Source organism: Streptomyces atroolivaceus, assembly GCF_000717025.1.
In the GTDB taxonomy this organism is placed as follows: Bacteria; Actinomycetota; Actinomycetes; order Streptomycetales; family Streptomycetaceae; genus Streptomyces; species Streptomyces atroolivaceus.
Genome location: NZ_JNXG01000003.1, coordinates 478,222 through 502,823, shown reverse-complemented (window position 1 = coordinate 502,823; position 24,602 = coordinate 478,222). Strand labels below are relative to the sequence as shown.

Here is a 24,602-nt window from a genome sequence, read left to right as displayed (position 1 = left end):
CTGTCAGGGATGACGACTCCGGCTCGACGTGTCCGTGATGCCGCGTCGGAGACGCTCCGGATCGACGGAGACGGACTGGCTTCTCGTTCGGGTGACAGCTGAGCGCTCCGCTTGACGCCTGTACCGTTTCACCCGGTTCGCACCGTTCAGCCCCGGCGGGACAGCAGCAGGAGAGCACGGTCGTCGTTGACGTCCTTCGCGCAGGCCTCGATCAGATGCCACGCGGCGCCCTCGAAGCCCGTCGCGACATAGCGGTCCGCCTCGCCGGTCAGGCGGTCGATGCCCTCGGCGATGTCCCTGTCGGACGCCTCCACCAGGCCGTCCGTGAAGAGCATCAGGACGTCCCCGGGCGCCAGCGAGCCCTTCACCGCGTCGAACTGCGCTCCGTCGTACACACCGAGCAGGGGGCCCTCGGCGGCCATCTCCTCCCACCGTCCGCTGCCTGCGTGCAGCTGGAGCGCGGGGGGATGGCCTGCCGAGAGGAGTTCGTAGTCGCCGGAGTCGAGGTCCAGGACGAGATGGATGGAGGTGGCGAAACCCTCGTCCCAGTCCTGGCGCAGCAGGTAGCCGTTGGCGGCGGGCAGGAAGCCGTGCGGCGGCAGGGAGCCCAGGAGGCCGCCGAAGGCTCCGGAGAGCAGCAGGGCGCGGGAACCCGCGTCCATGCCCTTGCCCGAGACATCGGTGAGCACCACTTCCAGGGTGCGTCCGCCGTGGGTACGGGCGGCGACGACGAAGTCGCCGGAGAACGACTGGCCGCCCGCAGGGCGCAGCGCCATCTCGCGGTGCCAGCCCTCGGGCAGCCGCGGCAGGGCGCTCTGTACCCGGATCCGCTCGCGCAGGTCGAAGAGCATGGTGCCGCCGCGTCGCCACGGCACTCCGACCCGGGCCCGGAACTGGGCGAGGACCAGTCCGAAGAAGCCGCAGGCCGCGACGACCAGGACGGTGCCAGGCGTGACCCGGGCAGGCCCGTCCGCGTACGGGCCGAGGGCGATGGACTCCACGATCAGGGCGGCGGCGGCGGTCGCGTAGAGGCTCAGCAGGCTGGCCGGCCGCAGCAGCAGGCCGCCCGCGACGATCGGCAGGGCCAGGGCGGTCGGTGAGCACCAGACCGGGTTGAGCAGCGTGGTGGCGGTGATCACCGGAATGACGATCAGCAGACCGGCCAGGGCTATCCAGTCGGAGCCGTCACCGCGGAAGTAGTCGACGCCGGACCTGCGCAGCGCGATGCGCGCCCGGTGCGCCGATCTTCGCCACCGGGCGGTGTAGGTCTCTGCTCCTCTGCGACGGGCCATTGCCGGGACCTTATCCACCCGACGGCCTCCGGTGCAGGGGGACCCCGTGACAATGTGTTCGAAACTGGGTCGCCCGCGCCGCGCGGTCCTGGTAAGCAGGGGGCATGACCACGGAATTGCGGGTGCTGTCGGAGGCGGAACGGGACGCCTGGTTCGGCTGTCTCGAGTTGGCGTTCGGGGGCGTCCCCTTCTCTCCCGAGAGCCGCGAGATGTACGCCGCCCTCGCCGAGCCGCAGCGTGCCATCGGCCACTGGGACGGCGCGGACTGCGTGGGGACGGCCGGTGCGTACAGCTTCCGGCTGACCGTGCCCGGCGGGGCCGCGGTCCCGGCCGCCGGGGTCACGGGGGTGAGCGTCTCCGCGACGCACCGCAGACAGGGGCTGCTGACGTCGATGATGCGGCGCCAGCTGGACGACGTCCGCTCCTGGGGCGAGCCGCTCGCGGTGCTGCTGGCGTCGGAGCCCGGCATCTACGGCAGGTTCGGCTACGGTGCGGCCACGACGGAGATGAACCTGCGGATCGACACCTCCCGGGTCCGCCTCGCACTGCCCCCGGGCACGGACGGCGTGCGGGTGCGCCGGTCGTCCCCGGCGCAGGCGCTCGACGCCTGCGAGGCGGTGTACGGACGGCTGGCGGCGGACCGGCCCGGCACCCCCGTGCGTCAGCCCGGCTGGGAGCGGGTGCCGGTGAACGACCCGGAGAGCGGCCGGAAGGGCGGCTCCCCGCTGCAGTGCGTGCTCGCGGAGCGGGACGGCGAGGTGACGGGGTACGCGACGTTCCATCTGCGGCCCGCCTGGGACGATGCCGGCCCCCGGGGCGCGGTGGCGGTGCGTGACCTGGCGGCGCTGGACCCCGCCTCGTACGCGGCGCTGTGGCGCTTCCTGTTCGGGATCGACCTGACATCGGTGGTCGAGTGCCACAACCGGCCGGCGGACGACGCCGTGCTGCGGCTGGTCTCCGACGTCCGGCGCTGCGAGGTACGGCTGCGGGACGGGCTGTACGTGCGCCTGGTCGAGCTGGGCGCGGCGCTGGAGGCCAGGAGCTACCGGGCCCCGGTCGACGTGGTGCTGGAGGTGGAGGACGCCTTCTGCCCGTGGAACGCGGGGCGTTGGCGGCTGACGGTCGACGAGAAGGGTGCGGCCGTCTGCAGGCGGACGGACGAAGATCCCGAACTGGCCCTGTCGGTGAACGAGTTGGGCGCCGCCTATCTGGGCGGGGTGTCGCTGACCACTCTGGCGGCGGCCGGGCGGGTGCGGGAACTGCGAGCGGGTGCGCTGGCGGAGGCCGCTCTGGCGTTCTCCTCGGACGCGCAGCCGTGGTGCCCCCACGGTTTCTGAACCCGGACGGTCCTAGCGGCCCGGTACGGACGGCTGGCAGACCGGGCACCAGAAGAGGTTGCGGGCCGCGAGGCCGGCCGTACGGATCCCGGCGCCGCAGACGTGGCACGCCTGCCCGGTCCGGCGGTAGACGTACACCTCGCCGCCGTGGTCGTCGACCCGCGGAGGCCTGCCCATGGCCTCCGGCAGATGCTCGGGCCGGACGGTGTCGATGCGGTTGTTCCGCACGCCCTCGCGCATGAGGACGCCGAGGTCGGCCCAGACCGCGTCCCACTCGCCCCGCGTGAGGTCCCGGCCCGCGCGGTACGGGTCGATGCCGTGCCGGAAGAGGACTTCGGCGCGGTAGACGTTGCCGACGCCCGCGACGACCTTCTGGTCCATCAGCAGGGCGGCGACCGTGACGCGGCTGCGGGAGATGCGCTGCCAGGCCCGCTCGCCGTCCTCGTCGGCGCGCAGCGGGTCCGGGCCCAGCCGGTCGTGTATCGCGCGCTTCTCGGGGCCCGTGATCAGGGCGCAGGTGGTGGGGCCGCGCAGATCGGCGTGGTGGGTCTCGTTGACCAGGCGCAGCCGGACCGTGTCCGTGGGGGGCGGCGGCGGGGTCGTGCCGAAGCCGAGCTTGCCGAAGAGGCCGAGGTGGATGTGGACCCAGACCGATCCCTCGAAGCCGAGGAAGAGGTGCTTGCCGTGGGCGTCGACGCCGGTGAGGATCCGGCCGTCCAGCAGGGCCGCGCTGTCGGAGAACTTGCCCTGGGGGCTGCTCACCCGCACCGGGTCGCCCGCGAAGCGCTCGTGGTGGTCGGCGGCGAGGCGGTGGATCGTATGCCCCTCGGGCACGGCAGGTCTCCTGGTGACGCGCTTGTGCCGCCGGGCAGGGCCCGGCGGCACGGAGGAAGGGGTGCGGGCTGGAGGCCTGGCTCAGCCCTGCTGCGGGTGGTGGGCCGGGACCGGGGGGAGCTCGCCCGTGGCCTCGTACGCCGAGAGCATGTCGATGCGGCGGGTGTGGCGCTCCTCACCCGAGTACGGGGTGGCGAGGAAGATCTCGACGAACTTGGTGGACTCCTCCACCGTGTGCATCCGTCCTCCGATGGCCACCACGTTGGCGTCGTTGTGCTCACGGCCGAGCGCGGCGGTCTGCTCGCTCCAGGCGAGCGCGGCACGGACGCCCTTGACCTTGTTCGCGGCGATCTGCTCGCCGTTCCCGGAGCCGCCGATGACGATCCCGAGGCTGTCCTTGTCCGCGGCCGTCCGCTCGGCGGCGCGGAGGCAGAACGGCGGGTAGTCGTCCTGGGCGTCGTAGATGTGGGGACCACAGTCGACGGCCTCGTGGCCGTGGGCCGTGAGCCACTCGACGAGGTGGTTCTTCAGTTCGAAACCGGCATGGTCGGAGCCGAGGTACACGCGCATGGTGCGAAGTGTGGCACGGACCGGGCGGGGTAACCGTCAGCGGGGTCGGGACCCACACGGGTTCTGCGCGCGGGGTTCGGACCCGGAGCCTGTGTGCGATGCCACTCGGGCAACGATCGGGTCAAGGAACCGGATGAGGGGGTTCCGTTTCCTGTGCCGATCGGGCTTGAATGCGTGGCCTTGCCTCCGCACCACCCCCCGCGGAGGCAACACCGACCCACGTGATCAGAAAACGTAAGGATTCGATCCATGACGTCGCAGTCGACTCTGGCTGGACCGGGCCAACAGCCCGGTGAGCCGGGTAAGCCGGACTCCCCGGACGGTCTTCAGGCCGGTCTCAAGAACCGTCATCTCTCGATGATCGCCATCGGCGGCGTGATCGGGGCGGGCCTCTTCGTGGGCTCCGGCGCCGGCATCGCCGCCGCGGGACCGGCCATTCTGCTGTCGTACGCGCTGGTCGGCCTGATGGTCGTCTTCGTCATGCGGATGCTCGGCGAGATGGCCGTCGCCCGGCCGAGCTCCGGTTCCTTCTCCGCGTACGCCGACCGCGCCCTGGGCCGCTGGGCCGGCTTCTCCATCGGCTGGCTGTACTGGTTCTTCTGGGTCGTGGTGCTCGCCGTCGAGGCCACGGCGGGTGCCAAGATCCTGGAGAGCTGGGTCCCCGGCGTACCGCAGTGGGCGTGGGCCCTGATCGTCATGGTGGTGCTGACGGCGACCAACCTGGTCTCCGTCGGCTCGTACGGTGAGTTCGAGTTCTGGTTCGCCGGGATCAAGGTCGTGGCGATCGGCGCGTTCGTCGTCGTCGGCCTGCTCGCCGTCTTCGGCGTCCTGCCGGGCGCGGACAACGCGGGGTCGGGCCTCGCCCACCTCACGGACACCGGCGGGTTCTTCCCCGAAGGGCCGGGGGCCATCCTCACGGGTGTGCTGATGGTCGTCTTCTCCTTCATGGGCAGCGAGATCGTGACCCTGGCGGCCGGTGAGTCCGAGGACCCGCGGCGTGCCGTCTCCAAGGCGACCAACAGTGTGATCTGGCGTATCGCCATCTTCTACCTGGGCTCGATCTTCGTCGTCCTCACCCTGCTGCCGTGGAACGACCCCTCGATCGTCGAGGACGGTTCGTACGTCGCCGCACTGAACGTCATCGGCATCCCGCACGCCGGCCAGGTCATGGACGTCATCGTGCTGACCGCTGTGCTGTCCTGTCTCAACTCCGGCCTCTACACGGCCTCGCGCATGGCCTTCTCGCTGGGACAGCGGGGAGACGCACCCAAGGCGTTCGCCCGGGTCAACAAGCGGGGTGTGCCGCAGGCGGCGATCCTGTCGTCCGTCGTGTTCGGCTTCGTCGCCGTGTTCTTCAACTACCAGTGGCCCGACACGGTGTTCGCGTTCCTGCTGAACAGCTCCGGCGCCGTGGCCCTCTTCGTGTGGCTGGTGATCTGCTTCACGCAGCTGCGGATGCGCGGCATCATCCTGCGCGAGTCGCCCGAGAAGCTCGTCGTGCGGATGTGGCTCTTCCCGTATCTGACCTGGGCGACGATCGCGATGATCTCCTTCGTCCTCGTCTACATGCTGACCGACGACGCCGGGCGCGAGCAGGTGCTGCTCTCGCTGCTGGTCGCGGCCCTGGTCGTGGGGATCTCGCTGGTGCGCGAAGCCCGCAGCCGGAAGGCGAAGGCGGCGGCGCCGGTCGAGTGACCGTCACGCACGCCTGACGGCGGATGTCAGGCCCCCGGAAGGCTCTCCGCCGCCCGCGATCCCGCGGGCGGCGGAGGGCCTTCCGCATGCCCCGCCACGGTCGACAGCGTCCGGAGCGGCTTCAGACCGGCCCCGTCCCGGCCTCCTGCGTGGAGGCGGCCGGGGGGGCGCACGAGGCTCCACGAACCCCGCACGCGCGAGAGGCCCGCCGGTCCGTGTCGTGTCACGGTCCGGCGAGCCTCTTCGGGGAGTGCCTGCGGCGTCAGCCGCGACGTCCGATGAGCTTCCAGGAAGCGGGCAGCGCACCCATGGCCAGCGCGGCCTTGAGGGCGTCGCCGATGAGGAACGGCACCAGGCCGGCCGCGACGGCGGCGCTCATCGACATGCCGGTGGAGAGTGCCAGGTAGGGCACTCCGACCGCGTAGATGATCAGTGAGCCGACCGCCATGGTCCCCGCGGTGCGCAGGACGGAGCGGTCGCCGCCCCGGCGTGCGAGGCCGCCGACGACGGTGGCGGCGAGCAGCATGCCGAGGACGTAGCCGAACGACGCGCCGCCCGGGCCGGAGGTGCCCTCGGAGAACCACGGCATGCCGGCCATGCCGACGAGCGCGTACAGGGCCAGCGAGAGGAAGCCGCGGCGGGCGCCGAGCGCGGTGCCGATGAGCAGTGCGGCGAAGGTCTGGCCGGTGACGGGGACCGGGGAACCGGGGACGGGCACGGCGATCTGGGCCGCTATGCCGGTGAGGGCGGCACCGCCGACGACCAGCGCCGTGTCCACGGCGTAGCGGTGCCGGGCTGCGGGCAGCAGGTCGGCGAGGACCGCTCCGGAACGGACGGGGGCGGCAGCAGTACTCATCGGGACTCCGCGGGTGAGGTCGGCAGGCAGGGACGGACTGAGGGTGACGTTAGCCGACGCGATATCGCCGGAACACCATCAGCCGCCCACAAAGCGGCGGTTGAGGGGTTAGTCGGGTTCGGACAAAGAACGTCGCGCAATCACTCGTCGGCGTGATGCTGGTCACGGAGGTCGGGGTACGCCCGGCCCTCCGTTCGGTAAGGGATGTCGGCCCGTGAGACTGTAGGTTCCCCATAAATGATCCGAGAGTGATCCGCAGCTCATGCACGACGCGCCCCCCACGCACTCCCCCGTACCGTCCGAGCCCCTGGCCCACGGCCTGAAGCAGCGCCACCTGACGATGCTCGGCCTGGGCGGGGTGATCGGTGCCGGTCTCTTCGTCGGGTCCGGCGCCGGGATCGCGGTCGCCGGGCCCGCCGTCGTCGTCTCGTACCTGATCGCGGGCGCGCTCGCCATGCTGGTGATGCGGATGCTCGGCGAGATGTCGGCGGCGATGCCCGCGTCCGGGTCCTTCTCCGTCCACGCCGAGCGCGCACTGGGCCGCTGGGCCGGTTTCAGCGTGGGCTGGCTCTACTGGTTCATGCTGGTGGTGGTGCTCGCCGTGGAGGCGACGGCGGCCGCGCAGATCGCGCACGGCTGGGTGCCCGCGGTGGACCAGTGGCTCTGGGTACTGCTGTTCATGGTGGTGTTCACCGTGGCCAACCTGACGGCCGTGAAGAACTTCGGCGAGTTCGAGTTCTGGTTCGCCGCGCTGAAGGTGGCCGCGATCGTGGTCTTCCTGGCGCTCGGACTGCTGGCCGTCCTCGGCGTCCTCCCGGACACCGAACCCGTGGGGCTGACGAACCTCACCGGTCAGGGCGGCTTCCTGCCGAACGGCTGGGACGGTGTGGTCTCCGGTGTGCTCACCGTGGTGTTCGCCTTCGGCGGGCTGGAGGTCGTGACGATCGCGGCTGCCGAGACCGACGATCCGGCGCGCGCCGTGGGGCGTGCGGTGCGCAGTGCGGTGGTGCGCATCCTCTTCTTCTACGTGGGTTCGATGCTGGTGATCGTGACCGTTCTGCCCTGGACCGCGCAGCAGGCGGGTCTCAGCCCGTATGTGAAGGTCCTGGACTCGATGGGAGTGCCGTCGGCCGGGCAGATCATGAACATCGTGGTCTTCGTGGCACTGCTCTCGGCGCTCAACGCCAACCTGTACGGCTCGTCCCGGATGATCTTCTCGCTCGCCGAGCGCGGCGAGGCACCGCGCGGGCTGCTGAAGGTGTCGGGCGGACGGGGCGGCGGGGGCGGGGTGCCCCGTCGGGCGGTCCTGGCCTCGGTGGCCTTCGGCTTCGTCTCCGTACTGCTCAATCTGAAGTGGCCCGACACCGTCTTCCTCTACATGCTCAACTCGGTGGGGGCGGTCCTGCTCTTCGTCTGGGGCCTGATCGCCGCCTCGCAGCTGCGGCTGCGGCGCCTGCTGGAGCGTGATGCGCCGGGCGCCCTGGCGCTGCGGATGTGGTGCTTCCCGTACCTGACCTGGGTGACCCTGGCCGGTCTGCTGGCCGTCCTGCTGCTGATGCTCACCGACGACGTGGCCCGTCCGCAGGTCCTGTGGTCGGCCGGGGCCACCGGCCTCGTGCTGCTCGTCGCCTGGGTACGGGAGCTGCGGGCGAAGGCGTAGGCACGTGCACACCATGTGTGAGCCCGGTGACCGTATAGCGGACACCGGTTCCCCGTGGTCGGGGCGCGTGGCCAGACTGTGGGCCGATCCCTGTCCCGACCAGTGAACAGAGCCTGTCCATGTCCCGGACCTCCGCGCCGCCCCCCACGGACGCCGCCGCCCCCACGGCCGACTCCGCGCTCACCCACGGCCTCAAGCAGCGCCACCTGTCGATGATCGCCCTGGGCGGTGTGATCGGGGCCGGGCTGTTCGTCGGCTCGGGCGCGGGCATCGCCGCGGCCGGACCCTCGATCGTCGTCGCGTACGGCATCTCCGGCCTGCTGGTCATGTTCGTCATGCGGATGCTCGGCGAGATGTCCGCGGCCAACCCCGCGTCCGGTTCCTTCTCCGTCCACGCCGAACGGGCGATCGGTCCGTGGGCGGGTTTCACCGCCGGCTGGTCGTTCTGGGTGCTGCTCTGCGTCGCCGTCGGCCTGGAGGGCATCGGCGCCGCGCAGATCGTCTCGGGCTGGCTCCCCGGTACGCCGGAGTGGGCCTGGGTCGCGCTGTTCATGGTGATCTTCCTCGGCACGAATCTCGCCGCGGTCAAGAACTTCGGTGAGTTCGAGTTCTGGTTCGCGGCGCTCAAGGTCATCGCGATCACGCTCTTCCTGGTGCTGGGTCTCCTCGCGATCCTGGGCGTGCTGCCCGGCACGGACTCGCCCGGCACGAAGAACCTGACCGGGGACGGCGGCTTCATGCCGAACGGCTCCGAGGGCCTCATCATCGGTCTGCTCGCCTCCGTCTTCGCGTACGGCGGTCTCGAGACCGTCACCATCGCGGCGGCCGAGTCCGAGAACCCGGTGCAGGGCGTCGCCAAGGCGGTCCGTACGGCGATGTGGCGCATCGCGGTCTTCTACATCGGCTCGATGGCGGTCATCGTGACCCTCGTGCCGTGGGACGCCCCCGAGGTCGCCGAGGTCGGCCCGTTCTACGCGATGCTCGACCACCTCGGCATCAGCGGCGCCGCGGAGATCATGAACGTGGTCATCCTGGTCGCCCTCCTCTCCGCGATGAACGCCAACATCTACGGCTCCTCGCGCATGGCCTGCTCACTCGTCGCCCGCGGCCAGGGCCCGAAGGTGCTCGGCAGGATCTCCTCCTCGGGTGTCCCCCGGAACGCGGTGCTCGCCTCCTCCGTGTTCGGCTTCCTGTGCGTTCTGCTCAGCTACTGGCGGCCCGACGACGTCTTCCCGTGGCTCCTCAACATGATCGGCGCGGTGATCCTGGTCGTCTGGATCTTCATCGCCGTCTCCCAGCTGATCCTGCGCAAGCGGACGGAGCGCGAGGCCCCGGACCGGCTCGTCGTCCGGATGTGGCTGTTCCCGGTCCTGACGATCGTGGCGCTGGCGGCCATGGCCGGCATCTTCGTCCTGATGCTGCGGCAGCCCGACACCCGTGACCAGCTGTTGGCGACCGGTGCGCTCACCGCGCTGCTGATCGTGATCGGCCTGGTACGGCAGAAGCGGGCGGAGCGCGGCGCGCGCGCCGAAAACTGAGTGCACGAGGCACGGTCCTCCTGCGAGGGTGCCCCCTATGAATCCCCTCCCCGCAGATCCGACCGTGCTGCACCCGATGCCCGGTCAGCCGCGTGTGGTGCAGCTCCAGCCGCTGGTCACGTCCCCGCTCATCGAGGTCGGCGCGTACTCGTACTACGACGACCCCGATGACGCGACCGCGTTCGAGACCCGCAACGTGCTGTACCACTACGGCCCCGAGAAGCTCGTGATCGGCCGCTTCTGCGCGCTGGGCACCGGGGTGCGGTTCATCATGAACGGCGCCAACCACCGCATGGACGGGCCGTCCACGTTCCCGTTCCCCACCATGGGCGGCTCCTGGGCCGACCACTTCGACCTGCTGACCGGGCTCCCCGGCCGGGGCGACACCGTGGTCGGCCACGACGTGTGGTTCGGCTACCGGGTGACGGTGATGCCGGGCGTACGGATCGGGAACGGCGCGATCATCGCGGCCGGCTCCGTCGTCACCTCCGACGTACCGGACTACGGCATCGTCGGCGGCAACCCGGGGAAGCTGCTCCGCACCCGCTACGACGACGCGGACATCGCCCGGCTCCTCGCCGTCGCCTGGTGGGACTGGCCGGCCGAGCACATCACGGCGCACATCCGCACCATCATGTCCGGCACCGTCGACGACCTGGAGGCCGCCGCGCCGCAGCCCGGCTGAGCCCGCGGGACCGGTTCTCCTCCCCGGCGCGGTGCGTCGCTCAGGAGAACCGGCCGAGCGCGATCCTGAGCAGCGGCAGGTCGCGCCCCGGGATCGAATGCGACGGGGTCGCTCCGATCCGGGCGGCCCCCATCGCCGTGTAGAACGGCTCGGCGTTCGGGTCGGCGTCGATGGTGAGCGCCTCGAAGCCGAGCCGGCGGGCCTGCGCCATGGTGTGCTCGAACAGAAGCCTGCCCACGCCTCTGCCGATGGTGTCCGGCTCGACGAACATCATGCCGAGGGCGCCCTCGGGCGGTTCCCCGGACAGGGTGGTGAAGCCCAGGACACGGCCCCCCTCCTCCGCGACGGCCGTACGCCCGCCCGCCGTGTCGGCGGGACGGACGGTGAGTTCGTCGCGGCAGGCGGCCATGAACACCTCGTCGTAGCCCCAGTGGGCCTTGGAACGCAGAGCCAGCGCGGTCAGCGCCCCGGCCTCCCCCGGCCGCCCCGGTCGCAGCTTCATGGCCCGCCCCCTCCGTCGCCTGCCGACGAGCGTACCCCCGGGCGTACATGAGGCGGCAGGACGCCGTCCGTCCCGGCGTAACCCCGTGTGGCTTCGGTGGTTGTTCCGCGCCTACCGAGGAGCCCGCATGTCCTTCCCGCACCCGCGACGCCGCTCGATCCTCCTGGCCACCGCGGCCGTCTCCGCCGCCGCGGCGGCACCGGCCGCCGCCTCCGCACCGCACCGGGGCGGGGGAGGCCCGCTCGTCATCGGCCACCGGGGCGCCGCCGGGTGGCGGCCCGAACACACCGCCTCCGCCTACGCCTACGCGGTGCGGGCCGGGGCCGACTGGATCGAGCCCGACCTGGTCGCCACCAAGGACCACGTCCTGGTGGTCCGCCACGAGAACGAGATCTCCGGCACCACGGACGTGTCCCGGCATCCGGAGTTCGCCGCCCGCCGCACCACGAAGACGGTGGACGGCCGCGCGGTCACCGGCTGGTTCACCGAGGACTTCACCCTCGCCGAGCTGAGGACGCTGCGCGCGGTGGAACGGCTCCCCCTGGTCCGCAACCGCAACACGGTCTTCGACGGCCGGGAGCGGATCATGACCTTCCAGGAGGTCGTCGACCTGGCCCGGAGCCTGTCGAAGGAGCACGGCCGCCGGATCACGGTCTTCCCGGAGACGAAGCACCCGGCGTACTTCCGCTCGGTCGGCCTGCCCCTGGAACCGGAGCTCATCCGGACCGTCCGCCGCAACCGGCTGACCGCCCGCGACTGCGTCGTCCAGTCCTTCGACCCGGCCAGTCTCCGTCAGGTGGCCGCGGCACGCCTCGGTCTCCCGCTGTGGCAGGCGCTCGGGACGAGCGGCGCCCCGTACGGCCACCCGGTCACGTACAGGGAGATGATGACGCCGGCCGGGCTGCGCGAGATCGCCTCGTACGCCCGGTGGATAGGACCGGACAAGTCCTCGCTGGTCCCTCCGCTCACCCTGCTGGACGACGCCCACGCGGCCGGGCTCAAGGTCGGGGCGTACACCTTCCGCGCCGAGAACCAGTACCTCCCGGCCGAGTACCGGAAGGGCACCGCCCCGGCGGACTTCGGTGACGCGTTCGCCGAGTACGCCTTCCACTTCGGCCGGGGCGTGGACGCCGTCGTGACGGACTTCCCCGATCTCGCGGCGGCCGCACGTGACGGTTTCCGGTCCTAGGACGAACGGCTGATCACCTCCGGACCCTCCTCCTGCTAGCCTGCAATTGCGAACGACTTGCAATAACAACCAGGTAGCAGTTGGAGGGTCCGAACCCATGGCCACGTACACGCTTCCGGAACTCCCGTACGACTACGCGGCGCTCGAACCGGTCATCAACCCGCAGATCGTCGAGCTCCATCACGACAAGCACCACGCCGCGTACGTCAAGGGTGCGAACGACACCCTGGAGCAGCTGGAAGAGGCGCGCGACAAGGAGGCCTGGGGCGCGATCAACGGCCTCCAGAAGAACCTCGCGTTCCATCTCTCCGGCCACATCCTGCACTCGATCTACTGGCACAACATGACCGGCGACGGCGGCGGCGAGCCCCTCGCGGCTGACGGTGTGGGCGATCTGGCCGACGCGATCACGGAGTCGTTCGGTTCGTACGCCGGCTTCAAGTCCCAGCTGACGAAGGCCGCGGCGACGACGCAGGGCTCCGGCTGGGGCGTTCTCGCCTACGAGCCGGTCAGCGGGAAGCTGATCGTCGAACAGGTCTACGACCACCAGGGCAACGTCGGCCAGGGCTCGGTCCCGATCCTGGTCTTCGACGCCTGGGAGCACGCCTTCTACCTGCAGTACAAGAACCAGAAGGTGGACTTCATCGAGGCCATGTGGCGCGTCGTCAACTGGCAGGACGTGGCGAAGCGCTACGCCGCCGCCAAGGAGCGCGCGGACGTGCTGCTGCTCGCTCCCTGACGGAGCGGCCCGAGCGTCCTGCCTCGTGATCGTCTTCTCAACCTTCACCCGGCAGGCGGATGGACGGAGAACCCCCGCGAGGACGTGACTCGCGGGGGTTCTCCCGTGTTCCGGGCCCGTACCGCCTCAGATCCGGAAGACGGAACCGATGAACTCCGAGAGCAGCCGTTCCTTGAGCGCTCCCGGCAGCGCGTCCAGCAGCACCAGCACCGGTGCCATCCGTCCGGGCAGTCCCGCTCCCCCGCCCAGGCCGGCGAAGGCCAGGACGGCCGCCACCTCGTCCGGTCCGAGCGTCTCGGGGTCGAGCCCGGCGGCCAGTTCGGCGAGACCCGGGTCCACGGACACCGGTTCCAGGGTGCGGGCCTTCGCCAGGGCGGTCGCGATGTCGTCGAGCAGGGCGTCGACCTGGCCGGCCGTGGCGGGAGTGAGCGTGAGGTGGAGGTTGGGCGGAAGGCCGTCGAAGGAGAGCTGCGGCTGGAGGTACCAGCCCAGCTCGCGCATCTCGTCGGCGAGATGGAGCAGCAGGCCGAGATCCGGGGTGCCGCCCTCGTACCGTGCGACGGTGAACGCGACCAGCCCGGCGGCGGGTTCGCCCAGCACCCGTATGCCCTCGCTCGCCCGCAGCCCCGCGAGCAGCCGGTCCGACGCCTCGGCGACCCGGCCCGCCAGCGCGGTGTAGCCCTCCTCGCCCACGTACTGCAGGACCGCCCAGGCCTGGGCCAGCAGACCGCCGGACTTGGTGCCCTGCACGGTGGGGTTGACGACCGGATAGCCGGGCCAGCGGGCGTGCGCGAAGTACTGGTGCCTGCGGAGCCCGGCGTCGCGGTGGAGGAGCACGGACGCGCCCTTGTCGGCGTACGCGTACTTGTGCAGGTCGACCGAGAGGGAGGTGACGCCGGGCACGGAGAGGTCGAAGGGTTCCACCTCGCGCCCCGCGCGCCGCAGGTAGGGCAGGATCCAGCCGCCGATGCACGCGTCCACGTGGCAGAGCACCCCGCGTGCGGCGGCCGCCGCGGCGATCTCGGCGACGGGGTCGAGGACCCCGTGGGCGTACGAGGGTGCGGAGGCGACCACCAGTACGGTCCGGTCCGTCAGCGCGGCGGCCGTCGCGGGCGCGTCCGCGCGGAAGGTGACGGGGTCCACGGGTACGACGACCGGTTCCACGCCCAGGTAGGCGGCGGCCTTGTGGAAGGCGGCGTGGGCGGTGGACGGCAGCACCAGCTGGGGTTCGGTGATGCCGCGTACGGAACGGGCATGGTCGCGGGCGGTCTTGACGGCGAGCAGGATGCTCTCCGTGCCGCCGCTGGTGAACGTCCCCTGGGCTCCGGGGGCGCCGAGCAGCGCGGCGACGGCGCCGACCACGGCGTTCTCCAGCCGGGCCACGCTCGGGAAGACGGTGGGGTCGAGTCCGTTGACCGTCGCGAACGCGGTGTACGCCTCGGCGGCCAGCTCGTCGAGGCCCTCCAGCCCGGCGTCGTAGACGTAGGCGAAGGTGCGGCCCCCGCGGGTGGGCGCGTCCGCCCGTCGCAGGGCGCGCAGCTCGGCGAGCACCTCGGCCGCGGGACGGCCGTGGGGCAGGGCGGGATCAGTCGGCACGGGCGGGCCCTTCCTGGAGGGGGCGGGACACGGTCGAGGGCTCGCGGTAGCGGTGCAGCAGCAGGAGGCTCGCCGCGGCGAGCAGGGCGGGCAGCACGCTCATCCCGGCGGTGATCCCCGTCAGGGCGGCGGCCGGCTGATCCGCCTGGTGCGCGGCGTCGGAGGAACGGAAACCGGTCACGGTCAGGACGAGGGCGAAGACCCCCGCGCCCAGGGCGAAGGCGAGGGTCTCGGCCGCCGTCCAGAGCCCGGTGAACGTCGCGGCCCTGCGCCTGCCGGTGGCGAGGGCGTCGGCGGCCAGGGTGTCCGCGAGCATCGTCAACGGCAACAGCTGTAGCCCGGCGTAGGCGGTTCCCACGAGGACGACCGCCGCGTAGCCGACGGCGGGGCCCCCGATACCGGTGAAGGCGAGGAGCACCGCGCCGGCCGTGTAGAGCAGTGACGCACTCCACTGTGCGTACGTCGCGCCCTTGCGGCGGGCCAGCCGGTTCCACAGCGGCATGAAGAGGACGAGCGGGCCGATCAGGCAGGCGAACAGCGGGGTGACCGCGCCCGCCGAACCGAGCGTGTACGTCGCGAAGTACTGGACTCCGGCGAGCATCACGCCGATGGCGAGCGCCTGCAGCGTCCACATGCCGGCGAGATGGAGGAACGGTGTGCTGGAGCGGGCCGCGGCGAGCTGGGCCCGGAGCGAGGGTTCGGCCTCGCTGCGGGCGACGGCGGGGGCGCGGCGGGTGGCCGCCCACGCCCCGAACATGCCGAGGGCCAGCAGCACGGCGACGACGGCACCCATGAGCCGGTAGCTCTCCGGGGTGTCGCCGTCGGCGTGCGCGATCGCCGGGGCGAGCGCACCGGACAGCAGGATGGCCACGCCGAGGAACCCCACCCGCCAGCCGAGGACGCGGCCGCGTTCGTGCGGGTCCTCGGTCATCTCGGCGGGCATGGTCACGTACGGCACCTGGAAGACGGCGTAGGCGGTGGCGGCGAGCAGGAACAGGACCGCGACGTATCCGGCGGCCGGGGCGCCCCGCAGCGGCGGTGCGGCGAAGACGAGCGCGAAGAGCGGCGGCAGGGTGCAGGCGCCGATCAGCAGGAACGGCCGGCGCTGCCCGCCGCGGAACCGGCTGCGGTCGCAGACCGCGCCGACCAGCGGATTGATCAGGACGTCCCAGGCCTTGGGCAGGAAGACGGCGGCTCCCGCGACGGCGGCGGGCACGGCGAGCACGTCGGTGAGGTAGTAGAGCAGGATCAGGCCCGGCACGGTCGCGAAGGTGCCGGTACAGAGGGATCCGAGCCCGTATCCGATCCGCACGGTGCGCGGCAGGGGCGGAGCCGCGTGGTGATCCGTACCGGCAGCTGGCATGCGCAGATCATGAGGGACGTTCCACGCGGGCGGCAATACCCGGGCCGCGCCCGGCACATGGCCTCCGCCGCCCGGCCGCGCGGACACCCTCGGCCAGGTGGCTCAGGGGCCCCGCCCCGCGGCCGCGCGCACCGGACCCCGCTCCCTGATCCGGACGGAAGACCCCGGCCGTCCGCTCGGCGGAGCGCCTGCCGGACCGGCCGGTGGCCGATGTCCTGCTTCCCGTCGCGACCGGTGCCAGACTGGCAGGGTGACGGCGGACGAACGGCAGACGGACCGGCGCCTGGAACGAGCGATCCTGGAGCTGCTGGAGCGTCGTGCGCCGACCTCGACGATCTGTCCCTCCGATGCCGCGCGAGCGGTGTACGGAGGGGACGACGACGGCTGGCGGGCGCTCATGGAACCGGCCCGCCGCGCGGCCCGGCGGCTGGTCACGGCCGGCGAGGTGGAGATCACCCAGGGCGGCCGCCGCGTCGAACCGGCGGAGGCCCGCGGTCCGATCCGCATCCGCCGCGCCCGCTGACGCGCCACGGGCGTGGCACTGCCCGAACGGGCCGGGCCGCGGCCCGAACCCCGTCGGCTCGCCGGCCGGGGGCGGCTCCCCCGCCGTGTCCGGGACGCCCGGTGCGGGCTCCGGAGCCCGCACCGGCCGGCCGGGTCAGTCGAAGATCGGGCCCTGCGTACGGGTCCGCTTGATCTCGTAGAAGCCGGGGATGGACGCCACCAGCAGCGTGCCGTCCCAGAGCTTCGCCGCCTCCTCGCCCTTGGGGGCGGGGGTCACGACCGGGCCGAAGAAGGCGATCTGCTCACCGTCGGCCCCGGGCACGGCGATGACCGGGGTGCCGACGTCCTGGCCGACCTTGTCGATGCCCACCTGGTGGGAGGCGCGCAGCTCCTTGTCGTACGCGTCGGAGTCCGCGTACTCCAGGAGCTCCGCCGGCAGGCCGACGTCGGCCAGCGCGCCCGCAATCGCCTCACGGGTCGGGCCCTCGCCGTTGTTGTGGATGCGGGTGCCGAGGGCCGTGTACAGCGGGCCGACCACCTCGTCGCCGTGCTTCTGCTGGGCGGCGACGACGACACGGACCGGGGCCCACGCCTGGGTGCGCATCATGTCCTGGTATTCCTCGGGCAGCTCGTCCAGCCGGGGCTCGTTGAGCACCGCCAGGCTCATCACGTGCCAGCGCACCTCCACGTCACGGACCTTCTCCACCTCCAGCATCCAGCGGGAGGTCATCCAGGCCCAGGGACAGAGCGGGTCGAACCAGAAGTCGGCCGGGACCTTGCCGGACGTGCTGTTCTCGGGCATGTCTCTCCTCGTGAGGTCGGTCTGCACCTGAGAGTCCGAACACCACCGGCCCCTTCCGCCATTCCCGTGCGCCGCCTCCGATGCCCGCATGCGAGGATCAAAGGTCTGAGAACGAGACACAAAGGAGTGCTCCGTGCCCGGTGAGAACCTGTCCCGCGACGAGGCCCGCGAGAGGGCCGAGCTGCTGACCGTCGACGGTTACGAGGTCGCTCTCGACCTCCGCTCCGCCGTCGGTGAGCCCGACGGGGGCGACGAGGCCGGTCCGCGCACCTTCCGCTCGCAGACCACGATCCGTTTCCGCGCCGCCCGCTCCGGGGCCTCGACCTTCGCCGATCTGCTGGCCCCGTCCGTGAACGCGGTGACGCTGAACGGCAAGGACCTGGACCCCGCGTCCGTCTTCGACGGCACCAGGATCGCCCTGGAGGACCTCGCCGGCGGTGAGAACGTCCTGGTGGTCGACGCGCAGTGCGCGTACAGCCGGACCGGCGAGGGCATGCACCGCTTCGTCGACCCGGAGGACGGCGAGGTCTACCTCTACACGCAGTACGAGCCGGCCGACGCGCGACGCGTCTTCGCCAACTTCGAGCAGCCCGACCTCAAGGCGCCCTACCGCTTCGAGGTGACGGCGCCCGAGGGCTGGCAGGTCCGGAGCAACGGCGCGGAGGAGTCGCAGGAGGGCGAGGTCCACCGGTTCGCGGAGACCCTGCCGATCTCGACGTACATCACCGTGGTCGTCGCGGGCCCGTACCACTACGTGAGCGACCGCTACACCCGTACGTTCGACGACGGGTCGAAGCTGGAGATCCCGCTCGGCGCGATGTGCCGCAAGGGGCTCGCGCCCCACTTCGACGCGGACGACGTCTTCCTGATCACCAAGCAGGGCCTGGACTTCTTCCACGACCACTTCGACTACCCGTACCCCTTCGGGAAGTACGACCAGGCGTTCGTGCCCGAGTACAACCTCGGCGCCATGGAGAACCCGGGCCTCGTCACCTTCCGCGAGGAGTACATCTACCGGGGGAAGGTCACCTCGGCCTCCTACGAACGCCGCGCCAACGTCATCCTGCACGAGATGGCGCACATGTGGTTCGGCGACCTGGTCACCATGCAGTGGTGGGACGACCTGTGGCTGAAGGAGTCCTTCGCCGACTTCATGGGGACGTTCTCGATGGTGGAGGCGACCCGCTTCACCGACGGCTGGATCACCTTCGCCAACAACCGCAAGGCATGGGCCTACCGCGCCGACCAGCTGCCGTCCACGCACCCGGTCACGGCCGACATCCGTGACCTGGAGGACGCGAAGCTGAACTTCGACGGCATCACGTACGCCAAGGGCGCCTCGGTGCTCAAGCAGCTCGTGGCGTACGTGGGACGGGACGCGTTCCTGGAGGGCGCGCGCCGCTACTTCAAGCGGCACGCCTACGGCAACACACAGCTGGGCGACCTGCTGTCGGTGCTGGCCGAGACGTCCGGGCGCGACATGACGGCCTGGTCGCGCTCGTGGCTGCAGACGGCGGGGGTCAACGTCCTCACGCCGGTCGTGACCTACGACGGTGACGGCCGCATCGCGGAGCTCGCCGTGACCCAGGAGGCCGCCGCCTCCCACCCGGAGCTCAGGCCGCACCGGGTCGCGGTGGGCCTGTACCGGCTCTCGCCGGAGGGCGAGCTGGTGCGGTACGCCCGAGCCGAGACCGATGTCGCCGGGGAGCGCACGGTGGTCGCGGAGCTCGCCGGGGCCGGGAAGCCCGATCTGGTCCTCGTCAACGACGACGACCTCACGTACTGCAAGGTCCGCTTCGACGAGGTCTCCCTGGCCACCCTGCGCGAGCACCTCGGTGACATCACGGACCCGCTGGCCCGCGCGCTGTGCTGGTCCGCGCTGTGGAACCTGACGCGTGACGCGGTCCTGCCGGCCCGGGACTTCGTCTCCCTGGTGCTGTCGTTCGCCGGCCGTGAGTCGGACATCGGCGTCCTGCAGATGCTGCACGCCTGGGCCCGGTCGGCGCTGGTGCACTACGTGGCACCGGCCTGGCGTGAGGAGGGCGGCCGGGCGCTGGCCGAGGGCGCGCTGGCGGAGCTGCGGCGCGCGGAGCCGGGCAGCCAGCACCAGCTGACGTGGGCCCGGTTCTTCGCCGCCGTCGCGGCGTCGGACGCGGACTTCCGGCTGCTGGGCGAGCTGCTCGACGGTTCGGCCGTGATCGACGGCCTGGACGTCGACCAGGAGCTGCGGTGGGCGTTCCTGTCCCCGCTGGCCTCGCACGGCAAGGCCGACGAGACGGCCGTGGACGCCGAACTCGCCCGGGACGACACGGCGTCGGGCAAGCGGCACCACGTGCGGTGCCTGGCCTCACGCCCCTCTGCGGCGGTCAAGGCGCAGGCGTGGGCGACGGTGGTCGAGTCGGACAAGCTGTCCAACGCGCTCGCCGGGGCGACGATCGCGGGCTTCGAGCAGCCCTCGCAGCGTGAACTGCTGGCTCCGTACACGGCCTCGTACTTCGAGGCGATCGAACGGGTGTGGGCGGAGCGCTCCATCCAGATCGGCATCGACGTGGTCAAGGGCCTGTTCCCCGGACTGCAGGACGACCCCGCGACCCTCACCGCGACGGACGCGTGGCTGACCTCGCACCCGGACGCGGCACCGGCGCTCCGGCGGCTGGTCCTGGAGGCGCGGGACGATCTGGCACGGGCCCTGCGGGGGCAGGAGCGCGACGCGAGGGCGTGAGATTCCGGCGCACGCCCCGCACACGCGTGCGGGGCGTGCGCCGCCCAATCCTCGCGCGACCACCCTTTTCGGCATTCGAACTGCCGTACTTCAGGACGGCGTTGTCCTGAAATGTCGACGGACGTGTAACAGGGGTTAGCTCGCGACGGACCTGCGGGAACCTCCCCGGCATGAACCGGAACACCCCCTTGTCCCCGCGCCCCGTCCACGAAGTGAGCCACCGCGTGCAGTCCGCCGCGCAGCTGCGCGCCAACGGTGTGACCGCCGCGCGGACCGCCGCCCAGTGCCTGCCCGGCGGCCCGTGGCAGCAACTGCTCCCCGGCGTGTACCTCCTGCACCCGGGAACGCCCACGGACGACGACAGGGTGCGCGGCGCCCTGCTGTACGCCGGGCGGCCCCCGGCCGGCGCCCGCCGTACCGTGCCGGACCGGTCCGGGCCCGGCTACGGCGAGGCCATGGTCACGGGCCTGGCGGCCCTCGCCCTGTACGGCTTCACGTCCGCGCCCCCGGTGATCGCGCTGCACCGGATCGACGTGCTCGTGCCGCGTACCAGGCGGCTGCGCTCCACCCGGTTCGTCGAGGTGACCCGGGCCACCGTCCTGCCCCGTCCGCAGCACCGGCTCGGGGTGCCGCTGGCCCCGGTGGAGCGAGCCCTGGCCGACGCGGTGGCCTCGCTCACGGACGCCTCGACGGTGCGCCGGATCCTGACGGAGGCGGTGCGTGGCGGGCACTGCGAACCCACGTCCGTCGTGAGGGAGCTGAACGCCGCCGAGCTGCTCGGCCGCGCACACGTGGTGGACGCCGTCGACGCGTTGCTCATCGAGGGACGGGCCGTGGCGGAGGGCCGCCTGTACGAGACGGTGCGTACCCACGGCCTGCCCGAGCCGCTGTGGAACGTGGAACTGTCACTGCCGGGCGGCGGCTTCCTGGGCGGGGTCGACGCGTACTGGCCGGAGCAGGCGGTCGCGCTCGAACTGGGCACCCGCTCACCCCGTGAGGAGCGCGTCGCCTTCGCCGCGGAGCGGGAGCACCTGGAGCGGCTCGGCGTCACGGTCGTGCGGGTGACGCCGAAGCAGCTGCGGGAGTCGACGGCCCGGCTGTCGGTGGTGCTGCGCACGGCGATGATGGCGGCCGAGGACCGTGAACCGGCGGCGTACGTGGTGGTCCTGCCCCGGTAAGTGGCGCAATGACACAGGTGGCGGATCTACGCCATGTCCCGTTCTCGTCCTCGCCAACTCTCCACAAACACCTGTCTTTTACGAAATGCTGAGCGGTCATCGGGTACCGAATTCCGGACTCTCTCTTTCTTTCACAAAACAGGGATGCTGATGACCAAGGAATCCCCCAGCTCCATACCCGGGGCGAGACGCGCGGCACGCATCGCGGCCGCAGCCGGTCTGGCGGCCGCGCTGGCCGCCTCCGGCGCCGCGCCGGCCTTCGCGGCCGACGACCCGGCCACCTCCCCGGTGAAGCCCGCCGCCGCGAGCGCGAAGGGCGACAAGCTGGGCGAGGCGGACGCCGACGTGCTGGCGAAGGCCGAGGCCAAGGGCGAGAAGACCATCACGATGATGGTCGCCACCACCCCCGGCGCGACCGAGAAGGTCGCCGCCCAGCTGGACGCCGTCAAGGGGTCCGTGCCGGGGCGGACGTACGACAAGCTCGGCTACGTCCGGGCGACCGTGCCGACCGCGACCGCCGAGGCCACCATCAAGGCGGCACAGAAGCTGTCGTCCGTCCTCGGCATCGATCTCGAGCAGGAGGTCGAGCTCGACGACCCGACGCCCTCGGGCGACCGGGCAGCCGGGGTGAAGCAGCCCAAGGCAACCGGCAGTTACCCGGCACCGGACAGGAACACCCCGGCGAAGAACCCGTACAACCCGTCCTTCGAGACGGGCGCGGTCGACTTCGTCAAGCAGCACCCGAAGGCCGACGGCCGCGGGATCACCATCGGCGTCCTGGACTCCGGTGTCGACCTCGGCCACCCCGCGCTGCGGAAGACCACCACCGGCGAGCGCAAGATCGTCGACTGGGTGACGGCGACCGACCCCGTGGGCGACGACGACGGCACCTGGCTGCGGATGGACCAGGCCGTGTCCGGCCCGACGTTCACCAGCGGCGGCACGACGTACTCCGCGCCGGAGGGCTCGTACGGCTTCCGCGTCTTCAAGGAGTCCGCCACGCGCGGCGGCGACATGGCCGGCGACCTCAACCGCGACGGTGACACCACCGACCAGTGGGGCGTGCTCTACGACCCGGTCGCCGGCACCGCACGCGTGGACCTGAACGGCAACGCGGACTTCGGCGACGACACCGCCCTGAAGCCCTACAAGGACAAGCACCAGGTCTCCTACTTCGGTACGGACGACCCGCGGACACAGGTCGTCGAGCGCATCCCGTTCGTCATCGAGACCCGCAAGGACGTCGTCCTCGACGCGGCCGGCAACACCGCCGACTACGTCAACATCGGAGTCATCCAGAGCGAGCACGGCACGCACGTCGCCGGCATCACCGCGGCCAACGGCCTGTTCGGCGGCAAGATGAACGGCGCGGCGCCCGGCGCCAAGGTCGTCTCCTCCCGCGCCTGCACCTGGTCCGGCGGCTGCACCAACATCGCGCTGACCGAGGGCATGATCGACCTCGTCGTCAACCGCGGTGTCGACGTCGTGAACATGTCGATCGGCGGCCTGCCGCCCCTCAACGACGGCAACAACGCCCGCGCCGAGCTCTACAAGCGGCTCATCGACATCTACGGTGTCCAGCTGGTCATCTCGGCCGGCAACGAGGGCCCCGGCGTCAACACCATCGGTGACCCCGCCCTCGCCGACCACGTCATCTCCGTCGGTGCGTCCATCTCCAAGGAGACCTGGGCCGCCAACTACGGCTCGAACGTCTCCAAGAAGTACGACATGCTGCCCTTCTCCTCGCGCGGTCCGCGTGAGGACGGCGGCTTCGCGCCGATCCTGACGGCTCCGGGCGCGTCCATCAACACCACCCAGACCTGGATCCCCGGCGGTCCGGTCAAGGAGGCGGGTTACTCGCTCCCCGCCGGCTACTCCATGCTGCAGGGCACCTCGATGTCCTCGCCGCAGGCCGCCGGTGCGACGGCGCTGCTCCTGTCCGCCGCGAAGCAGAAGAACATCGAGCTGCCCCCGGCCGACCTGCGGACCGCGCTGACCAGCACCGCCACCCACATCGACGGCGTGCCCGCGCACGCCCAGGGTGCCGGTCTGATCGACATCGTCGGCGCCTGGAAGCAGATCGAGAAGAAGGGCGCCCCGGCACACGAGTACACGGTGAAGGCCCCGGTCGACACCGCGATCGACTTCGCGCTGAAGACCCCGGGCTTCGGCACCGGCCTGTACGACCGTGAGGGCGGCCTGAAGGCCGGCCAGAAGAAGTCGTACGACGTCACCGTCACCCGCACCACCGGTCCGGACAAGGCCGTGAAGCACAAGCTGTCCTGGAGGAACAACGACGGCACCTTCAGCCTGACGGGTCCGAGCACCGTCTCGCTGCCGCTCGGCAAGCCGGTGACCGTCAAGGTCCAGGCGAAGGCCCGCGCGGCGGGCGTCCACAGCGCGATCCTGCTGGTGGACGACGCGAAGACCGTCGGTGTGGACCACCAGGTCCTCTCCACGGTGGTCGTCGCCAAGGACCTGGTGAAGCCGGGTTACACGTTCTCGACGACCGGCTCGGTGAAGCGCAACGGCACCACGTCGTACTTCGTGAACGTCCCGGAGGGCGCAGAGACCCTCGAGGTCGCGATGAGCGCCCTGCGTTCGGGCAGCCAGACGCGGTTCATCTCCCTGCACCCGTACGGAGTGGCGGTGGAGGACAGCTCCACGATCTACTGCTACCCGAACTACGAGAACCCGGCCAACACCTGCCGCCCGGACACGCGCTCCTACAAGGACCCGCAGCCCGGCGTCTGGGAGATCGAGGTCGAGTCCCGCCGCACGTCGCCGCTGCTGGACAACCCGTACAAGCTGGATGTCTCGCTGCTCGGCGCCACCTTCGACCCGGCGGTGCAGACCATCGCCGAGGCGAAGATCGGCACCCCGGCCGCGGTGGACTGGACGGTCACCAACAACGCCGGTGACCTGGAGGGCTCCCTGAAGGGCGGCTCGCTGGGTTCGGCCGACGTCGAGCGCCCGTCGATCGCCACGGGTGAGGGGTACACCAAGGAGGTCACCATCGGTGAGGGCGTCGAGAAGCTGGACGTCGCCATCGGCAACACCTCGGACGCCAACGCGGACATCGACCTGTACGTCTACAAGGGCGACACCGAGGTCGGTGCCTCGACGACCGCGGGCTCGGAGGAGTCGGTCAGCCTGGTGAAGCCTGCGGCCGGCACGTACACCGTCGTCATCGAGGGCTACTCGGTCCCGGCCGGGACCACCGAGTACGACTACCGGGACGTGTACTACGCCCCGTCGCTCGGCGCGATCAAGGTCGACGAGTCCAAGGCCGTGAACCTGGCCAACGGCGCGTCCGCCCAGGTCGGCGCCGAGGTCCTGGTCGCCGGAGCGGCTCCCGAGGGCCGGCAGTTCTTCGGCGAGGTCCAGCTGGTGAACGCCCGCGGCACCGCGGCGGGCACCGGCAGCGTCGTGATCGAGAAGGTCGCGCCGTAACCACCGCGCCCGTGTGATCCGCACGACACGCGCGGACTGTGGGGCGGGGGCTCGCAAGGGCTCCCGCCCCACAGCTCTGTCCGGACC

The 24,602-nt window shown here is 71.4% G+C and carries 19 protein-coding genes; 11 read left to right on the top strand and 8 right to left on the bottom strand.

Features of this window, described 5'->3' with window-relative positions:
- Window positions 1–146: 146 nt before the first annotated feature.
- On the bottom strand, window positions 147–1,292 hold the full coding sequence (locus tag OO67_RS11315) for a PP2C family protein-serine/threonine phosphatase (RefSeq protein ID WP_033299378.1): 1,146 nt from the start codon (window positions 1,290–1,292) through the stop codon (window positions 147–149).
- A gap of 104 nt (window positions 1,293–1,396) precedes the next feature.
- Between OO67_RS11315 and OO67_RS11310 the strand changes: the two genes are divergently transcribed.
- On the top strand, window positions 1,397–2,629 hold the full coding sequence (locus OO67_RS11310; protein ID WP_033299375.1) for a GNAT family N-acetyltransferase: 1,233 nt from the start codon (window positions 1,397–1,399) through the stop codon (window positions 2,627–2,629).
- A 12-nt stretch (window positions 2,630–2,641) separates the two neighbouring features.
- On the opposite strand, the gene OO67_RS11305 is transcribed toward OO67_RS11310, so the two are convergent.
- Both OO67_RS11305 and OO67_RS11300 read right to left on the bottom strand, forming a co-directional pair.
- A complete protein-coding gene (locus tag OO67_RS11305) occupies window positions 2,642–3,463 on the bottom strand; it encodes an Fpg/Nei family DNA glycosylase (protein WP_033299374.1) in 822 nt (273 codons plus the stop codon).
- Between the two features lie 81 nt (window positions 3,464–3,544).
- Entirely contained in the window at window positions 3,545–4,033 is a 489-nt protein-coding gene (locus tag OO67_RS11300; protein WP_033299372.1) for a ribose-5-phosphate isomerase, read from the bottom strand.
- A 249-nt stretch (window positions 4,034–4,282) separates the two neighbouring features.
- Here OO67_RS11300 and OO67_RS11295 point away from each other — a divergent pair, with 249 nt between their 5' ends.
- On the top strand, window positions 4,283–5,728 hold the full coding sequence (locus OO67_RS11295) for an amino acid permease (RefSeq protein ID WP_033299371.1): 1,446 nt from the start codon (window positions 4,283–4,285) through the stop codon (window positions 5,726–5,728).
- 262 nt (window positions 5,729–5,990) lie between these two features.
- On the opposite strand, the gene OO67_RS11290 is transcribed toward OO67_RS11295, so the two are convergent.
- Window positions 5,991–6,584, bottom strand: a complete 594-nt coding sequence (locus tag OO67_RS11290) for a biotin transporter BioY (RefSeq protein WP_033299369.1) — start codon at window positions 6,582–6,584, stop codon at window positions 5,991–5,993.
- 262 nt (window positions 6,585–6,846) lie between these two features.
- Between OO67_RS11290 and OO67_RS11285 the strand changes: the two genes are divergently transcribed.
- The 3 genes from OO67_RS11285 (at window position 6,847) to OO67_RS11275 (ending at window position 10,467) form a co-directional block, all read left to right on the top strand.
- Entirely contained in the window at window positions 6,847–8,244 is a 1,398-nt protein-coding gene (locus OO67_RS11285) for an amino acid permease (RefSeq protein WP_033299368.1), read from the top strand.
- A gap of 119 nt (window positions 8,245–8,363) precedes the next feature.
- The gene (locus tag OO67_RS11280; RefSeq protein ID WP_033299367.1) at window positions 8,364–9,782 is read left to right on the top strand and encodes an amino acid permease; all 1,419 of its coding nucleotides are present in this window, start codon (window positions 8,364–8,366) and stop codon (window positions 9,780–9,782) included.
- Between the two features lie 37 nt (window positions 9,783–9,819).
- A complete protein-coding gene (locus tag OO67_RS11275; protein WP_033299366.1) occupies window positions 9,820–10,467 on the top strand; it encodes a CatB-related O-acetyltransferase in 648 nt (215 codons plus the stop codon).
- A 40-nt stretch (window positions 10,468–10,507) separates the two neighbouring features.
- Here the strand turns inward: OO67_RS11275 and OO67_RS11270 are convergent, their stop codons facing one another.
- Entirely contained in the window at window positions 10,508–10,969 is a 462-nt protein-coding gene (locus OO67_RS11270; protein ID WP_033299365.1) for a GNAT family N-acetyltransferase, read from the bottom strand.
- A gap of 127 nt (window positions 10,970–11,096) precedes the next feature.
- On the opposite strand from OO67_RS11270, the gene OO67_RS11265 reads away from it, so the two are divergent.
- Window positions 11,097–12,158: a glycerophosphodiester phosphodiesterase family protein gene (locus OO67_RS11265; RefSeq protein WP_033299363.1), complete on the top strand. Its 1,062-nt coding sequence runs from the start codon at window positions 11,097–11,099 to the stop codon at window positions 12,156–12,158.
- Window positions 12,159–12,255: 97 nt separating this feature from the next.
- A complete protein-coding gene (locus OO67_RS11260) occupies window positions 12,256–12,897 on the top strand; it encodes a superoxide dismutase (protein WP_033299361.1) in 642 nt (213 codons plus the stop codon).
- A 126-nt stretch (window positions 12,898–13,023) separates the two neighbouring features.
- Here the strand turns inward: OO67_RS11260 and OO67_RS11255 are convergent, their stop codons facing one another.
- Both OO67_RS11255 and OO67_RS11250 read right to left on the bottom strand, forming a co-directional pair.
- A complete protein-coding gene (locus tag OO67_RS11255) occupies window positions 13,024–14,493 on the bottom strand; it encodes a pyridoxal phosphate-dependent decarboxylase family protein (RefSeq protein WP_033299359.1) in 1,470 nt (489 codons plus the stop codon).
- A complete protein-coding gene (locus OO67_RS11250; protein ID WP_033299358.1) occupies window positions 14,483–15,856 on the bottom strand; it encodes an MFS transporter in 1,374 nt (457 codons plus the stop codon). Before OO67_RS11250 ends, OO67_RS11255 begins: the two co-directional genes overlap by 11 nt.
- 250 nt (window positions 15,857–16,106) lie before the next feature.
- On the opposite strand from OO67_RS11250, the gene OO67_RS11245 reads away from it, so the two are divergent.
- Complete coding sequence (locus OO67_RS11245; protein WP_033299357.1) at window positions 16,107–16,379, top strand: DUF3253 domain-containing protein; 273 nt, start codon at window positions 16,107–16,109, stop codon at window positions 16,377–16,379.
- 135 nt (window positions 16,380–16,514) lie between these two features.
- On the opposite strand, the gene OO67_RS11240 is transcribed toward OO67_RS11245, so the two are convergent.
- Window positions 16,515–17,162, bottom strand: coding sequence for a mycothiol-dependent nitroreductase Rv2466c family protein (locus OO67_RS11240; protein WP_033299355.1), 648 nt, complete (start codon window positions 17,160–17,162; stop codon window positions 16,515–16,517).
- A gap of 133 nt (window positions 17,163–17,295) precedes the next feature.
- On the opposite strand from OO67_RS11240, the gene pepN reads away from it, so the two are divergent.
- From pepN to OO67_RS11225, 3 genes are all read left to right on the top strand, one after another.
- Window positions 17,296–19,884 carry an aminopeptidase N gene (pepN, locus tag OO67_RS11235; protein WP_033299354.1) on the top strand — a complete coding sequence of 863 codons (2,589 nt, stop codon included), beginning with the start codon at window positions 17,296–17,298 and terminating at the stop codon, window positions 19,882–19,884.
- 170 nt (window positions 19,885–20,054) lie between these two features.
- A complete protein-coding gene (locus OO67_RS11230) occupies window positions 20,055–21,062 on the top strand; it encodes a hypothetical protein (RefSeq protein WP_033299353.1) in 1,008 nt (335 codons plus the stop codon).
- Window positions 21,063–21,206: 144 nt separating this feature from the next.
- The gene (locus OO67_RS11225) at window positions 21,207–24,515 is read left to right on the top strand and encodes a S8 family serine peptidase (protein WP_208860999.1); all 3,309 of its coding nucleotides are present in this window, start codon (window positions 21,207–21,209) and stop codon (window positions 24,513–24,515) included.
- Window positions 24,516–24,602 lie beyond the last annotated feature (87 nt).

Coding starts and splice junctions, on each gene's coding strand:
- OO67_RS11265 (WP_033299363.1), top strand. CDS start 11,097: ATGTCCTTCCCGCACCCGCGACGCCGCTCGATCCTCCTGGCCACCGCG.
- OO67_RS11240 (WP_033299355.1), bottom strand. CDS start 17,162: ATGCCCGAGAACAGCACGTCCGGCAAGGTCCCGGCCGACTTCTGGTTC.
- OO67_RS11230 (WP_033299353.1), top strand. CDS start 20,055: ATGAACCGGAACACCCCCTTGTCCCCGCGCCCCGTCCACGAAGTGAGC.
- OO67_RS11290 (WP_033299369.1), bottom strand. CDS start 6,584: ATGAGTACTGCTGCCGCCCCCGTCCGTTCCGGAGCGGTCCTCGCCGAC.
- OO67_RS11250 (WP_033299358.1), bottom strand. CDS start 15,856: ATGCCAGCTGCCGGTACGGATCACCACGCGGCTCCGCCCCTGCCGCGC.
- OO67_RS11280 (WP_033299367.1), top strand. CDS start 8,364: ATGTCCCGGACCTCCGCGCCGCCCCCCACGGACGCCGCCGCCCCCACG.
- OO67_RS11295 (WP_033299371.1), top strand. CDS start 4,283: ATGACGTCGCAGTCGACTCTGGCTGGACCGGGCCAACAGCCCGGTGAG.
- OO67_RS11310 (WP_033299375.1), top strand. CDS start 1,397: ATGACCACGGAATTGCGGGTGCTGTCGGAGGCGGAACGGGACGCCTGG.
- OO67_RS11270 (WP_033299365.1), bottom strand. CDS start 10,969: ATGAAGCTGCGACCGGGGCGGCCGGGGGAGGCCGGGGCGCTGACCGCG.
- OO67_RS11260 (WP_033299361.1), top strand. CDS start 12,256: ATGGCCACGTACACGCTTCCGGAACTCCCGTACGACTACGCGGCGCTC.
- OO67_RS11315 (WP_033299378.1), bottom strand. CDS start 1,292: ATGGCCCGTCGCAGAGGAGCAGAGACCTACACCGCCCGGTGGCGAAGA.
- OO67_RS11275 (WP_033299366.1), top strand. CDS start 9,820: ATGAATCCCCTCCCCGCAGATCCGACCGTGCTGCACCCGATGCCCGGT.
- OO67_RS11300 (WP_033299372.1), bottom strand. CDS start 4,033: ATGCGCGTGTACCTCGGCTCCGACCATGCCGGTTTCGAACTGAAGAAC.
- OO67_RS11225 (WP_208860999.1), top strand. CDS start 21,207: ATGCTGATGACCAAGGAATCCCCCAGCTCCATACCCGGGGCGAGACGC.
- OO67_RS11285 (WP_033299368.1), top strand. CDS start 6,847: ATGCACGACGCGCCCCCCACGCACTCCCCCGTACCGTCCGAGCCCCTG.